Below are 14,240 nucleotides of genomic sequence, written 5' to 3'. Positions count from 1 at the left end.
TTTTTTTAAATAAGTGAGATTACTGACTTCCTTGTCTCTTCATCCACTCCTTGAATCGTTTCAAGGTCCGGATTCATTATGACATTATGCTTTTCAAGAACCTTTTCTATTAAGTCTTCTATCTGCAAAAATGAAATTTTCCCTTCTAGGAATGCAGCAACAGCAGCTTCATTTGCCGCATTGAGAACGGTAGGCATCGTGCCCCCAGTCTTACCTGCATCATAGGCAAATTTCAGGCAACGGAAACGTTCAAAATCCATCTCACTAAAATGAAGCTTCCCAACCTGTGCAAGACTTAGCCGATTCCCTGATGGGAGCGGAAGGCGGTCAGGGTAAGTAAGTGCATATTGGATCGGCACTCTCATATCTGGTGTTCCTAGCTGGGCAATGATGCTCGTGTCGTGAAACTCCACCATTGAATGGATAATACTCTCTTTATGAAGAACGACAGAGATTTGTTCATAAGGAAGAGCAAATAGCCAATGCGCCTCAATGACCTCAAGCCCCTTATTCATCATTGTCGCCGAATCAATTGTTATTTTTGCCCCCATTGACCAATTTGGATGGTTCAAAGCTTCAGAGACGGTTACCCCTTGCAATTCTTCCCGTGTCCGGTCCCGGAAACTTCCTCCTGATGCAGTCAGAATAAGTTGTTCAATGCTCTTTTCATTCTCCCCCTGTAAGGCCTGAAAAATAGCAGAATGCTCACTATCGACGGGGAGAACCTGTACATTATGACGGCGTGCCGCATCCATGACAAGATGGCCAGCGGTTACTAATGTTTCTTTATTCGCAATCGCAATCGTCTTACCAGCCTGAATGGCTCTTAAGGTTGGAGACAACCCTACGCTACCTAGTACAGCATTGACCAGGATGTCTGCCTTGGGATAGATAGCTGCTTCTTCAATTCCCTCTATACCAAACCCAATGGATAGTTCAGGAAATTCTGTTCTTAAGGTTTCACCATCCGCTTTCTCTTGAACAGAGACAAACTCTGGCTTGAATTCAATGATGATTTTGCGAACAAGATCGAGATTTCGCCCAGCAGATATTGCCACCAACTGGAAAGCATCTCGATGCCCCCTGATGATATCTAGCGTTTGAATTCCAATAGACCCCGTTGCTCCCAATAAGCTGATTTTCTTCACAACATTCACTCCTAATTCAACAACAGCACGCCTAATCACCGATCAAACGCTTGATGCATTTGCTTACTATGTACCTTCTCTTTTCAGTAATTATAATAAGTTTATGAAATGGATCAGTGGTAAGACGAATAATAAGCTGTCAAACCTGTCCAATATACCTCCGTGACCTGGGAGGATATCCCCAGAATCCTTTACATGATAATGCCGCTTTAAGGCAGACTCAACTAAATCTCCCACTTGACCGAAAACAGACAAGATGGCCGTAGCAAGTACTAGAACAAGAACTGAAATCCCAATATTTGTGAACAAGGAGAATAAAACGGCCACGATAAGCGCACAAACAATGCCTCCAAAAAAACCTTCCACCGTTTTATTTGGACTGATTTCTGGCCAGAGTTTCTTCTTTCCCATTGACCGGCCAATAAAATATGCCCCTGAATCTGTTGCCCAAATAATAAACAACGCGTACACAACGAAGGTTAACCCATTCTCGGCGCCTCTTGTTTCGATAAAATAGTAGAAGCCGATTCCAACATAGAGAGTGGCCAATACTGAAAAGGCTACCTCATCAAAACTAAATCGGTTCTTCGTTACAACGGTATAAGTTAAAAACAATAAAACAGCTAAAAGGGCCAGTTCTATTTTCGTATAATTTATCTGATCTAGAATGGAAATATGCTCACTTGGGATCAAGAATATCCATAATAACACGAGAGAAATCAGGCCCGGAATAGAGGCTAACCTGATGTTTTGCATTTTCAATGCTTCATATAAACCTATAGACGCTAGTAAGTAGACCATAATCACAAATGGAAGACCACCAAGGATAACAATTGGCAGGAATATGGCCGCAGCTGCGATTGCTGTTATGATTCTTTGCTTCATTTCATCACACCTTTATTAAACTCCTCCGTAACGACGTTGACGTCCTTGGAACACTTCAATTGCTTCAATAAAATGTTCTTCACTAAAATCTGGCCATAAAACATCCGTAAAGAAGAATTCTGTATATGCTAGCTGCCAGAGCATAAAATTGCTTAGGCGTATTTCCCCACTTGTTCGAATCAACAAATCAGGGTCCTGTAACTCAGAGGACATTAGGTACTCTGAAAAGGTTTCCTCGCTAAGGCTATCTTTATCAAGTTTGCCATTTTCAACGTCATTTAAGACCTGCTTCACTGCATCCAATATTTCGACACGACTGCCATAGTTAAGAGCAAAATTCAAAACAAGTCCCGTATTTTCTTTTGTATCATTCATTGCCTTTTCAATTGCCTTTAACGTGTGAGCTGGTAGTTTATCTGTGTTCCCCATCATCTTGACCCGGACATTCTCCTTAACCAACTCTGGGAGAAAGGTTCCCAAAAACTCTTCCGGTAGCTTCATTAAAAAGTCTACTTCCATCTTCGGTCGCTTCCAGTTCTCGGTCGAGAAGGCATACAACGTCAATGTTTTCACACCAATTTCGTTTGCAAGACTAGTAATTTTCCGGACGACTTTCATCCCTTCATGATGTCCAGCTACCCTTGGAAGCGACCGTTTTTTTGCCCACCGTCCATTTCCATCCATAATGATGGCGATATGAGACGGAACCTCCTGAGACTTAAGTTGCATGATTTGATCACGGAAACTGGAAGGTTGATTTTGGGACTTCCAGGGAATAAGTTTCTTTAACATAAGACAGCTCCCCTAAATAGGATAATACTCATATACAAAAAAAGAATAGTCTCCTTGCTTGTATTGAAGCATATGCTCCTATCATACCAAAAATGAAAAAAGATATCTCTATAAAAAGAGTATGTAAACCTAAACAAAAACAGAATCACTATCAAAGAATACTTTTCATTAGGCTATGAAAAAACCCCCTGTAATAGAGGGTCTTTTCATTATAGTTTTTCCATAAACCGGTGTTTTTTACACTTCTAGTAATTCTTTCTCTTTGTCTTTCGTGATCTGATCAACCTTATTAATAAATTCATCCGTTAACTTCTGGATATCATCTGAGTAACCACGAAGCCCGTCCTCTGTAATTTCACCGTTTTTCTCCAGCTTCTTCAAATCATCATTACCGTCTCGACGAATATTACGGATGGCAATTTTCGCATCTTCAGATTCTTTTCTAACCTGCTTAGCAAGCTCCTTACGACGTTCCTCTGTTAACTGAGGAATCGCCAAACGGATCATCGAACCATCATTAGAAGGGTTAATCCCTAGGTCAGATTTCATGATTGCTTTTTCAATTTCACCAAGAATCGTTTTGTCATAAGGCTGAACCACAAGAAGCCTTGCTTCTGGGACTGAAATCCCTGCTAATTGGTTGATGGGTGTTGGTGCGCCGTAATAATCAACCGTAATTCTGTCTAAGAGTGAGGCACTTGCTCTACCTGCACGGATAGATGCTAATTCACGAGTGTAAGCTTGAATTGCTTTCGACATTCTGTCCTTTGCTTTATCAATGACACTTTTTGGCATGATTATTTCCCCCTAACAATTGTTCCAATTTTTTCTCCCATAACTGCTCTCTTGATATTACCCTCTTCCATTATCGAGAATACAATTAACGGGATATTGTTGTCCATGCATAAAGAAGATGCTGTTGAATCCATTACAGCTAAGCCTTCCTTAATCACATCAAGATAAGATAATTCATCATATTTCACAGCATTTGCATCTAAGCGTGGATCCGCGGAATAAACGCCATCCACATTGTTCTTAGCCATTAAAATGACTTCTGCTTCAATTTCTGCCGCCCTTAATGCTGCCGTTGTATCGGTTGAGAAATAAGGGTTGCCGGTACCTGCTGCAAAAATAACAACTCGTGTTTTTTCTAAGTGACGAATTGCCCGTCTACGAATATAAGGTTCCGCTACTTGACGCATTTCAATCGATGTCTGTACCCTTGTTTCAATGCCCTCATGTTCAAGGCTGTCCTGTAGAGCCAGCGAGTTCATGACCGTAGCAAGCATTCCCATATAGTCTGCTGTTGCCCGGTCCATGCCCATTTCCTCACCAATTTTACCGCGCCAGATATTTCCGCCACCAACGACCACAGCGACTTCAACACCCAATTCTGCAAGCTCTTTTACTTGTCCGGCCACGTTTTTAATCACAGATGGATTAATGCCAAAGCCATTTTCACCAGCTAATGCTTCCCCACTCAACTTTAAGACCACGCGTTTGTATTTTGGGTTGCTCATAAAAACCTCCGAAATAGAATATGGAAGCGCCTTGCTCAAGCACCCGCCATAAGACTCGCCCTATAAGAAGGTACTCATTACCTTCTTATAGGGAGTACCTTATGACCCCGTGGGGCTAAGGCGCTCGAACTAGACCTTAAAAATGTCCGCCTGTTCAAGGCATATACATACTCACTCCAAAAACAGGGAACACATAGTGTTCCCTGAATTAGAAAAGTAGATGACTAAAAATTATTTTTTATTTACTTGGCTCATTACTTCTTCAGCGAAGTTGTCTTCACGCTTTTCAAGACCTTCTCCTACTTCAAAGCGAACGAATTCACGAACAGTAGCGCCTTTAGCTTCAACAACTTGGCGTACCTTTTGATCTGGGTTTTTAACGAAAGCTTGGTCTAATAGACACACGTCTTCAAAGTACTTTCCAAGACGACCTTCAACCATTTTCGCAACGATGTTTTCTGGCTTTCCTTCATTTAAAGCTTGTTGAGTAAGAACTTGACGCTCACGCTCAACTTCTTCTTGTGAAACTTCATCACGAGAAACATATTTAGGGTTTAATGCCGCAATGTGCATAGAAACATCCTTTGCAGTAGCCTCATCTGTTGTTCCTTCAACAACAGTAAGAACAGCGATACGTCCTCCCATGTGAAGGTATGCACCAAATGCATCTGCATCCGTTTTTGTTTTTACTTCAAAACGACGTAGAGTAATCTTTTCCCCAATTTTTGAAATTGAAGTGTTAATATGGGTTTCAACAGTGGCCCCATTGTCCATCGTTTGAGCAACAGCCTCTTCGATGTTAGCTGGCTTGTGCTTTAGGATGTGCTCACCAAGCTCTTTTACAAGTGTTTGGAAGCCTACGTTTTTCGCTACGAAATCTGTTTCAGAGTTTACTTCAAAAATGACAGCCTCATTGCCTTCAACTACTACGCTTGCAAGACCTTCAGCAGCAATACGGTCACCCTTCTTAGCCGCTTTCGCAATTCCTTTTTCACGTAGGAAGTCAATTGCTTTTTCCATATCTCCGTCTACTTCTTGAAGTGCCTTTTTACAATCCATCATGCCTGCGCCAGTTTTTTCACGCAGTTCTTTAACCATTTGAGCAGTAATTGCCATAACGATTATTCCTCCTAAAGGTTTAATTATATGTACCTATTCAATATCTTCTCATTATCGAAGAGTTTTAAACTTAAACTTCATGCGAAATGCCTTTGAGGACATTTTCACTTTAAAAAAAGGTGATAAAGGGTATCCCTATATCACCTTTCCCCAAGACTAAAGCTTACGCTTCAACAGGCTCAGCTGTTTCTTCACCTTGTTTTGCTTCAAGGATTGCATCAGCCATTTTTCCTGTTAAAAGTTTTACAGCACGGATTGCATCATCGTTTGCTGGAATCACAACATCGATTTCATCCGGATCACAGTTTGTATCAACGATACCTACGATTGGAATGTTAAGTTTGCGTGCTTCAGCTACAGCGATACGCTCTTTACGTGGGTCGATGATGAAAAGAGCATCAGGAAGGCCCTTCATATCTTTAATTCCACCCAAGAATTTCTCTAAACGATCTAATTCTTTATTAAGTTGAACAACTTCTTTTTTAGGAAGGACTTCAAATGTTCCATCTTCAGCCATTCTCTCAATATCTTTAAGGCGTCTAATACGCTTTTGAATTGTTTCGAAGTTTGTTAATGTACCACCTAACCAACGTTGGTTTACATAGTACATTCCAGAACGTTCTGCTTCTTCTTTAACAGAATCTTGAGCTTGCTTCTTTGTACCAACGAAAAGAACTGTTCCGCCTTCAGCAGCAAGTTCCTTTACCCAGTTATAAGCTTCCTCAACCTTTTTAACTGTTTTTTGAAGATCGATGATGTAGATGCCGTTACGCTCAGTGAAAATATATTTTTTCATCTTAGGGTTCCAACGGCGAGTCTGGTGACCGAAGTGTACACCAGCTTCAAGCAATTGCTTCATAGAAATTACTGACATGTTTGTTTCCTCCTAATGGTTTGTTTTCCTCCGATCATATCGTCTTTAGCGAAAACTGAATTAATCAGCACCATTCGCATAAATCCATGATCGTGTGTATTAACACCGTTTAATAATATAGCATATGTAAATTTGACAATCAAGTCTATCACATCAATTTTATTATATTCGGCGAAAATAAAAATCCCGTTCAAGCAGGAACAGGATTTCATCTCAAGCATTTACTTGTTTAGTTGGACTTTAACTTTTCCAATTCAAACAAGAATTTGTCATTTAATACTTTAATGTACGTTCCTTTCATTCCAAGGGAACGTGATTCAATGACACCAGCACTTTCAAGCTTACGTAGTGCGTTAACGATAACTGAACGTGTGATTCCCACTCGGTCTGCAATTTTAGAAGCAACTAGTAAGCCTTCTTTACCGTTTAGTTCTTCAAAAATATGTTCAATCGCTTCTAATTCACTGTAAGAAAGTGAGCTAATCGCCATTTGAACAACCGCTTTGCTACGAGCTTCTTCTTCAATTTCTTCTGCCTTTTCGCGAAGAATCTCCATCCCAACAACAGTAGCACCGTATTCTGCAAGAATAAGGTCATCATCTTCAAAAGGTGCTGTTACGCGACCAAGAAGCAAGGTACCAAGACGCTCACCGCCACCAATAATTGGGACAATTGTTGTTAGTCCACTTTTAAACAAGTCTTTGTTTTCAACAGGGAAAATTGTATATTGGCTTTCCACATCTAAATTTGATGATGTTTCTTTGATATTAAACAAACCATTGGTATATTCTTCTGGGAACTGACGGTCTTCAAGCATTTTTTTCATCCGGTCATTCTCAATCTGTTGGTTTACAGCAAACCCTAATAACTTTCCTCGACGACTGACAACGAAGATATTAGCCTCAATCACTTCAGATAGTGTCTCTGACATTTCTTTGAAGTTAACAGGTTTTCCAGCTGCTTTCTGAAGTAGTGCATTAATTTTTCTAGTTTTTGATAGTAAGTCCATTTGTTCTTCCTCCTATTTTGCATAAACAAAACTATATGATGTATTTTATTTAATTACAGCCATTTAACCGGCAAATTGCTTGATTTAAATGTTCATTCAGTCCCCAGGTAGAACGATTTATAAAATAAATCTGCTTAAGTCCTTATTTCTAGAAATGGCACCTAGCTTTTCCTCAACATATTGAGGGGTAATTAGGATTTCACCCATTGAAATATCTGGAGCTTCAAAGCTTAAATCTTCTAACAGTTTTTCCAAAATGGTATGAAGACGCCTTGCGCCAATATTATCCGTATTTTGGTTAACCTCATAGGCAACTTCCGCTACTTTACGAATAGCATCGTCAGAAAATTCAATTTGTATACCTTCTGTTTCTAATAAAGCTTTATATTGTTTAATTAACGCATTATCTGGTTCAACTAGAATTCGATAAAAGTCATCAACTGTAAGCTTTGTTAATTCTACACGGATTGGGAATCTCCCTTGTAGTTCAGGAATCAGATCAGATGGTTTTGCCATATGGAAGGCACCCGCTGCAACGAATAACACATGGTCTGTCTTTACCGGACCATATTTGGTTACAATGGTAGATCCTTCAACAATCGGCAGGATATCTCTCTGGACTCCTTCACGAGAAACATCAGCAGACGAGCCACCGGAGCTTTTACTGGCGATTTTATCGATTTCATCAATGAAAATAATCCCTGACTGCTCAGCTCGGACGATGGCTTCTTGAGTCACTTCATCCATATCAATTAATTTTTGTGCTTCCTCATTCGCTATTACTTTTCTAGCTTCTTTAACCGGAAGCTTTCTTTTCTTCTTTTTCTTCGGCATAAGATTACTAAATGCATCCTGCATGTTCATACCCATTTGTTCCATACCAGAACCTTGAAGCATATCAAACATGGAAGGAGCTTGTTCGTCTACCTCGACCGTAATGACTTCATTTTCTAGTTCGCCAGCTTCTAACTTTGACTGGATTGCTTTTCTTTTCTCTTTTAGATTCATTTCTTCCGTAGAAGTCGTAGAATCTTGTTCTGCCTGTGGATTTCCTCCACCGAATAACATTTCTAGCGGGTTTTTATAGGATGTATTCTTCTTAGCTGATGGAACCAATAATTCAACCAAACGACGGTTGGCATTTTCCTCCGCTCGTTCCTTGACACTTACCATTTTTTCTTCTTTTACAATTCGAACAGAAGTTTCAACAAGGTCACGAACCATTGATTCAACATCTCGGCCAACATAGCCGACTTCAGTAAATTTAGTCGCTTCGACTTTAATAAATGGGGCTCTAACCATCTTGGCCATTCTTCTAGCGATTTCGGTTTTACCTACACCTGTAGGTCCCATCATTAAAATATTTTTGGGACTAATTTCATCCCGGATCCCTTCATCGAGGAGACTTCGACGATACCGGTTCCTAAGTGCGATTGCTACTGCCTTTTTTGCCTCGTTTTGACCAATAATAAACTGGTCAAGTCGTTCAACAATTTGTCTTGGTGTTAGATTGTTTGAATTATTCATGCATACACACTCCTTCCCTACAATTCTTCCACAATAATGTTGGTATTGGTATACACACAAATATCAGCCGCAATTTCTAGGGCTGCCTTGGCAATTTCCACTGCTGACAAATGTTCGCCTGCATACTGTTTTAATGAGCGGCCCGCTGCTAGTGCATAGTTCCCACCAGAACCGATGGCTAAAATCCCATCGTCAGGCTCAATCACTTCGCCTGTTCCTGAAACAAGTAAAATTGTCTCTTCGTTCATAACAATCAACATTGCCTCTAGCTGCCTTAACATTTTATCCCCACGCCATTGCTTCGCCAGTTCCACTGCGGCACGCTGGAGACTTCCATTGTACTCTTCAAGCTTGGCCTCGAACATTTCAAACAAAGTGAAGGCATCGGCAACAGAACCAGCAAAACCTGCTACTACCTTTCCATTAAACAATTTACGCACCTTACGTGCCGTGTGTTTCATCACAACTGCGTTGCCAAATGTAACTTGGCCATCCCCTGACATCGCACATTTCCCTTTATGTTGAACTGCAAAAATAGTCGTTGCATGAAATTGAGACATCCCGTTTCCTCCTCCTAAAGACTTATGCCCTCGGATGTGTGGACATATAGGTTCGTCTTAAATGTTCATTGGTTACATGTGTGTATACCTGAGTGGACGAAAGGAATGCATGACCAAGTAATTCCTGTACCGTCCTCAGGTCTGCCCCATTGTTTAGCAAATGGGTTGCAAATGTATGTCTGAGCTTATGCGGATGGATCTTCCCATGTAGTGCTGAATGATCAAACATTTTGTTTAATATTTCACGCACGCCTCTATCCGTCAAAGGCCCCCCTCTGAAATTAACAAACAGAAAACCATGATCCTCTTTGCTTTTTAACAGTTCTTTTCGAGCAGTTTGTATGTAGCTTTCAAGCTCATCTTGGGCAAAGCTGCCAAAAGGTACATATCTCTGTTTTTGACCTTTCCCATGTACCAATACAGTCGATAAGTAAAAGTCTAAATCTGTTAAGCGGATTTTGCAGCATTCGCTTACACGGATACCTGTACCGTAAAGCAATTCAAGCAAAGCTTTATTTCTTTTCCCAAGGGCCGTTTCTGTCTCACATGACTCGAAGAGCAACTCGAGCTCCTGCTCATAAAAAAAGTCAGGTAATCGTTTTTCACCTTTTGGGATGGAAACAAGAGCAATCGGATTTTCATCTACTAGTTTTTCCCGAAGTAGAAACTTATAAAAACTACGTAGACAAGAAATCCTACGCGCTACCGTTCTCCTTGAGAGTTGTTTTTCATATAACTTAGTCAAATAGATTCTGACATCAGAATATTCAACGTCTTTTAGATCCGAAATAGCTTCTTCTGCCATAAACACAAAGAAATCATTGATGTCATGATGATAATGCTCAACAGTGTATTGTGAACAATTTTTCTCAATCTGTAAATACTCAATAAATAATTTTAAAGAAATGTTCACACTTTCCGTCAATACCCATCACCCCACAGAGGCTACTAAATGGTATCATAACTTAGCGGCCGATTGCAATAAGTTTACAAATTTTTCACAAATTTCTGAATTGTTTCCAACGCCCGGTTAGCATATGCTTCATTTCGATCCTGTTTGTTCTTTATCTTGGATGGGAGATTTGGCAGTAAACCGAAGTTGGCATTCATAGGTTGGAAGTTTTTCGCATTTGTCGTTGTGATATAATGCGCCATACTTCCCATCGTTGTCTCGGTTGGAAAATCAACTGGTGATTCTCCCATAACTAATTTTGCCGCATTGATTCCTGCAACTAAACCACTAGCTGCTGATTCCACGTACCCTTCTACCCCTGTCATTTGTCCTGCGAAGAAAAGATCTTCCCTGTTTCTAAATTGATAAGTAGCCTTTAATACCTTTGGTGAATTAATAAATGTGTTTCGATGCATAACCCCGTAACGCACAATTTCTGCATTTTCTAGTCCCGGAATTAATCGAAGAACCTCTTTTTGCGGTCCCCATTTCAAGTGTGTTTGAAAGCCAACAATATTATAGAGCGTTCCAGCTGCATCATCTTGACGGAGTTGAACAACCGCATATGGCCGTTTCCCTGTTTTGGGATCTTCCAAACCCACAGGTTTCATAGGTCCAAATAACATCGTCTTCTTTCCTCGGTTAGCCATGACCTCAATTGGCATACATCCTTCAAAGAAAATTTCTTTTTCAAACTCTTTCAACGGGACTGTCTCAGCAGCAATCAGTGCTTCATAAAAAGTGTTGAACTCTTCTTCATTCATTGGACAATTAAGATAAGCTGCTTCCCCTTTGTCATAACGTGACTTTAAGTAGACCTTATCCATATCAATGCTGTCTTTTTCAATAATTGGAGCTGCCGCATCATAAAAGTAGAGGTACTCCTCTCCGGTGAGCTCCTTCAATTCTTGAGCTAGCGCTTCGCTTGTCAATGGACCTGTCGCAATAATCGTTGGTCCTTCTGGGATTGCAGTAACCTCTTTACTAATTACGGTCACATTGGGGTGATTTTTCACTTGTTCTGTCACCCGAGCAGCAAAATCATGACGATCGACGGCAAGTGCGCCTCCAGCAGGTACAGAACTTGCATCTGCTGATCCGATAATGACCGAATCAAGTAGTCGCATTTCTTCTTTAAGAACTCCAACTGCATTGGTAAGATTGTTCGCCCGCAATGAATTGCTGCAGACTAGTTCTGCAAATTTATCCGTATGATGTGCCGGCGTTTGTTTAATGGGTCTCATTTCATAGAGGCGAACTTGGATCCCACGTTTCGCTAGCTGCCAGGCTGCTTCACTTCCAGCAAGTCCGGCTCCAACTACATTTACTACCGTTTCTGTCATTACAGTCCTCCATTGCTTACATTTATCTATACGCTTCATCCTTTATATTCTTGCCCTCAATTGTCCATTTTGCACTTAAGGATACGAATTTAAAAGAAAAAAGTTTCAAAAAATTGAACAAGAAATGATTTTATCACAAAGTCGAGATTCCTACAAAGAAGATGTTTGCATTTATATTTTCTCACAAGACCAAAATTCCTAGACAACAGAAAAGAGTGAGCTTATGCTCACTCTACTGTTGTGGGGTTTCTTTATAATCACATTCAGTACATGAAACTTGAACACCTTTTTTAAGCTTTTTCTCAACAAGGAGATGTTCACATTTTGGACAACTTCTTGCAATCGGTTTGTCCCATGAAAGGAATTCGCATTCAGGATAGCGATCGCATCCATAGAAAATGCGGCGCTTTTTACTCTTGCGTTCAATAATATTTCCTTCTTTACAGTTTGGACACTTCACACCAATTTCCTTCACAATTGCTTTTGTATTACGGCAATCCGGAAAATTACTACAAGCCATGAACTTCCCGTAACGTCCCATTTTAAAGACCATAGCGTTTCCGCATTGGTCACAATCTTCTCCTGCAGGTTCATCTTTAATTTCTACTTCCTGCATTTCCTTTTCAGCCTTTTCCAGATCTTTTTCGAATTCTTTATAGAATTCATCAATGATTTTTACCCAGTTCACACTACCCTCTTCTATGTTATCTAGATCCTGTTCCATCTTGGCAGTGAACTCAACATTAACAATATCTGGGAAGAACTCAATGATTAATTGGTCAACAATTTCCCCTAATTCTGTTGGTACAAATCGTTTATTGTCGAGGCTAACATACCCTCGTTTCTGAATCGTATCAAGTGTTGGCGCATAAGTCGAAGGTCGCCCTATTCCGAGTTCTTCCAAGGTTCGAACCAACCTTGCTTCTGTATATCTTGGCGGCGGTTGGGTGAAATGCTGTTTCGGTTCGATGTCCTTTTTTATCACCGCGTCTCCTTCCTTTAGATTAGGAAGAAGCTTGTCTTTTTCATCTACTTCATCATCTGAGCCTTCAACATATACTTTCATGAAACCAGGAAACTTTACCTTTGACCCTGTTGCTCGGAAGATTACGCCTGAATTAACCAAATCAACGCTCATCGTATCCATTACTGCTGGCGCCATTTGACTAGCAACAAAGCGCTCCCAAATCAATTTGTACAAACGTAACTGGTCCCTAGATAAATATTGCTTTATTTCCGCAGGTGTCCTTAAAACACTCGTTGGTCGAATCGCTTCGTGGGCATCTTGGGCATTCGCTTGCTTCTTTTCCTTTTTATCCCCACTCTTTAAAAATTCTTTTCCGTATTCATTCGTAATATAACCACTTGCTTCTTCCTGAGCGACTTCCGAGATTCTCGTAGAGTCCGTCCTCATATAAGTGATTAAACCGACGGTGCCTTCTTTACCAATGTCAACCCCTTCATACAATTGCTGCGCAAGCATCATCGTTTTTCTCGCTCTAAAGTTTAACTTTCGCGCTGATTCCTGCTGTAGGGATGAAGTAATAAACGGAAGTGCCGGGTTGCGTTTCCGTTCTTTCTTTGTAACAGTTTCAACCTTAAATTCATTTCCTTTTACCTGTTTAAGGATTTTTTGAACATCTTCTTCTGATTTTAATTCGGTTTTCTTTGAATTGACTCCATAGAATGATCCTTCAAACTTGGTCTTTCCTTTTAGAAATTCCACACCTATTGTCCAGTACTCTTCTGGCTCAAAGTTTTGAATTTCTGTCTCCCGATTAATAATCATCCTTAATGCGACAGATTGTACTCTTCCTGCACTAAGACCCTTTTTGACCTTTTTCCAAAGTAACGGGCTGATGTTATAACCAACAAGTCGATCTAAAACACGTCGTGCTTGTTGCGCATCAACAAGGTCTCTATTAATTGGTCGTGGGTGTTTGAAAGAATCTTTAATGGCATCTTTGGTGATTTCATTAAATACAACCCTGCAGTCTGAATCTATATCCACGTTAAGACTACGCGCCAAATGCCAAGCAATTGCTTCCCCTTCGCGATCAGGGTCAGCCGCGAGGTAAATTTTCTTTGCTTTTTTTGCAGCTGTCTTTAATTCTTTTAAAATTGGGCCTTTTCCACGAATCGTTATATATTTCGGCTCGTATCCATGTTCTACGTCAATTGCTGTTTGACTTTTCGGCAAGTCTATTACATGCCCCATGGAAGCTTTGACTTTATATTTTTTTCCTAAATAACGTTCAATCGTCTTTGCTTTCGCTGGCGACTCAACGATGACTAAATAGTCCGACATTCTGTAAGTCCTCCTTAGAGGGAATAAAATTACCACTATTATTTAATATGCGGTTCCCCATTGTCAATACCTGGGTAAAGTAAGCGTTTTATTTTTTTGTGTTTAAGCCCTTAATTTAAGTTCAGGCTTAGCATTTGCACTTCCCGCTTTTCTATATCCAGCACCAGCCTTCGCTGGTTTTGATTTTATTATACTTGTTATTT

13 protein-coding genes are annotated in these 14,240 nt (G+C 40.3%); all 13 read right to left on the bottom strand.

The annotated features are described in order from the left end of the window. Positions 1-5 precede the first annotated feature (5 nt). On the bottom strand, positions 6-1,148 hold the full coding sequence (dxr, locus tag BMX30_RS05585) for a 1-deoxy-D-xylulose-5-phosphate reductoisomerase (RefSeq protein WP_090742023.1): 1,143 nt from the start codon (positions 1,146-1,148) through the stop codon (positions 6-8). A 90-nt stretch (positions 1,149-1,238) separates the two neighbouring features. Then, on the bottom strand, positions 1,239-2,033 hold the full coding sequence (locus BMX30_RS05580; RefSeq protein ID WP_090742020.1) for a phosphatidate cytidylyltransferase: 795 nt from the start codon (positions 2,031-2,033) through the stop codon (positions 1,239-1,241). 15 nt (positions 2,034-2,048) lie between these two features. Beyond that, the gene (locus BMX30_RS05575) at positions 2,049-2,825 is read right to left on the bottom strand and encodes an undecaprenyl pyrophosphate synthase (protein WP_090742017.1); all 777 of its coding nucleotides are present in this window, start codon (positions 2,823-2,825) and stop codon (positions 2,049-2,051) included. A 237-nt stretch (positions 2,826-3,062) separates the two neighbouring features. Further along, positions 3,063-3,620: a ribosome recycling factor gene (gene frr / locus BMX30_RS05570; protein ID WP_090742014.1), complete on the bottom strand. Its 558-nt coding sequence runs from the start codon at positions 3,618-3,620 to the stop codon at positions 3,063-3,065. A gap of 2 nt (positions 3,621-3,622) precedes the next feature. Then, positions 3,623-4,345: a UMP kinase gene (gene pyrH, locus BMX30_RS05565; protein ID WP_090742011.1), complete on the bottom strand. Its 723-nt coding sequence runs from the start codon at positions 4,343-4,345 to the stop codon at positions 3,623-3,625. A gap of 231 nt (positions 4,346-4,576) precedes the next feature. Continuing rightward, positions 4,577-5,461 (bottom strand): translation elongation factor Ts, encoded by an 885-nt coding sequence (tsf, locus tag BMX30_RS05560; protein ID WP_090742008.1) that lies wholly within the window; start codon positions 5,459-5,461, stop codon positions 4,577-4,579. 166 nt (positions 5,462-5,627) lie between these two features. Then, positions 5,628-6,338, bottom strand: coding sequence for a 30S ribosomal protein S2 (rpsB, locus tag BMX30_RS05555; protein ID WP_090742005.1), 711 nt, complete (start codon positions 6,336-6,338; stop codon positions 5,628-5,630). A gap of 229 nt (positions 6,339-6,567) precedes the next feature. Further along, the gene (gene codY / locus BMX30_RS05545) at positions 6,568-7,347 is read right to left on the bottom strand and encodes a GTP-sensing pleiotropic transcriptional regulator CodY (RefSeq protein WP_090741999.1); all 780 of its coding nucleotides are present in this window, start codon (positions 7,345-7,347) and stop codon (positions 6,568-6,570) included. A gap of 117 nt (positions 7,348-7,464) precedes the next feature. After that, positions 7,465-8,874: an ATP-dependent protease ATPase subunit HslU gene (gene hslU, locus BMX30_RS05540; protein WP_090741996.1), complete on the bottom strand. Its 1,410-nt coding sequence runs from the start codon at positions 8,872-8,874 to the stop codon at positions 7,465-7,467. 17 nt (positions 8,875-8,891) lie between these two features. Next, positions 8,892-9,434, bottom strand: a complete 543-nt coding sequence (gene hslV, locus BMX30_RS05535) for an ATP-dependent protease subunit HslV (RefSeq protein WP_090741994.1) — start codon at positions 9,432-9,434, stop codon at positions 8,892-8,894. 22 nt (positions 9,435-9,456) lie between these two features. Continuing rightward, positions 9,457-10,359, bottom strand: a complete 903-nt coding sequence (gene xerC / locus BMX30_RS05530) for a tyrosine recombinase XerC (protein ID WP_090741991.1) — start codon at positions 10,357-10,359, stop codon at positions 9,457-9,459. Positions 10,360-10,421: 62 nt separating this feature from the next. Beyond that, on the bottom strand, positions 10,422-11,729 hold the full coding sequence (gene trmFO, locus BMX30_RS05525) for an FADH(2)-oxidizing methylenetetrahydrofolate--tRNA-(uracil(54)-C(5))-methyltransferase TrmFO (RefSeq protein ID WP_090741989.1): 1,308 nt from the start codon (positions 11,727-11,729) through the stop codon (positions 10,422-10,424). A gap of 232 nt (positions 11,730-11,961) precedes the next feature. Then, positions 11,962-14,037 (bottom strand): type I DNA topoisomerase, encoded by a 2,076-nt coding sequence (gene topA, locus BMX30_RS05520; protein WP_090741986.1) that lies wholly within the window; start codon positions 14,035-14,037, stop codon positions 11,962-11,964. Positions 14,038-14,240: the final 203 nt, after the last annotated feature.

This window comes from Mesobacillus persicus (assembly GCF_900109925.1).
Classification (GTDB): domain Bacteria; phylum Bacillota; class Bacilli; order Bacillales; family Cytobacillaceae; genus Mesobacillus_B; species Mesobacillus_B persicus.
This window is presented reverse-complemented; position numbering and strand designations above follow the sequence as displayed.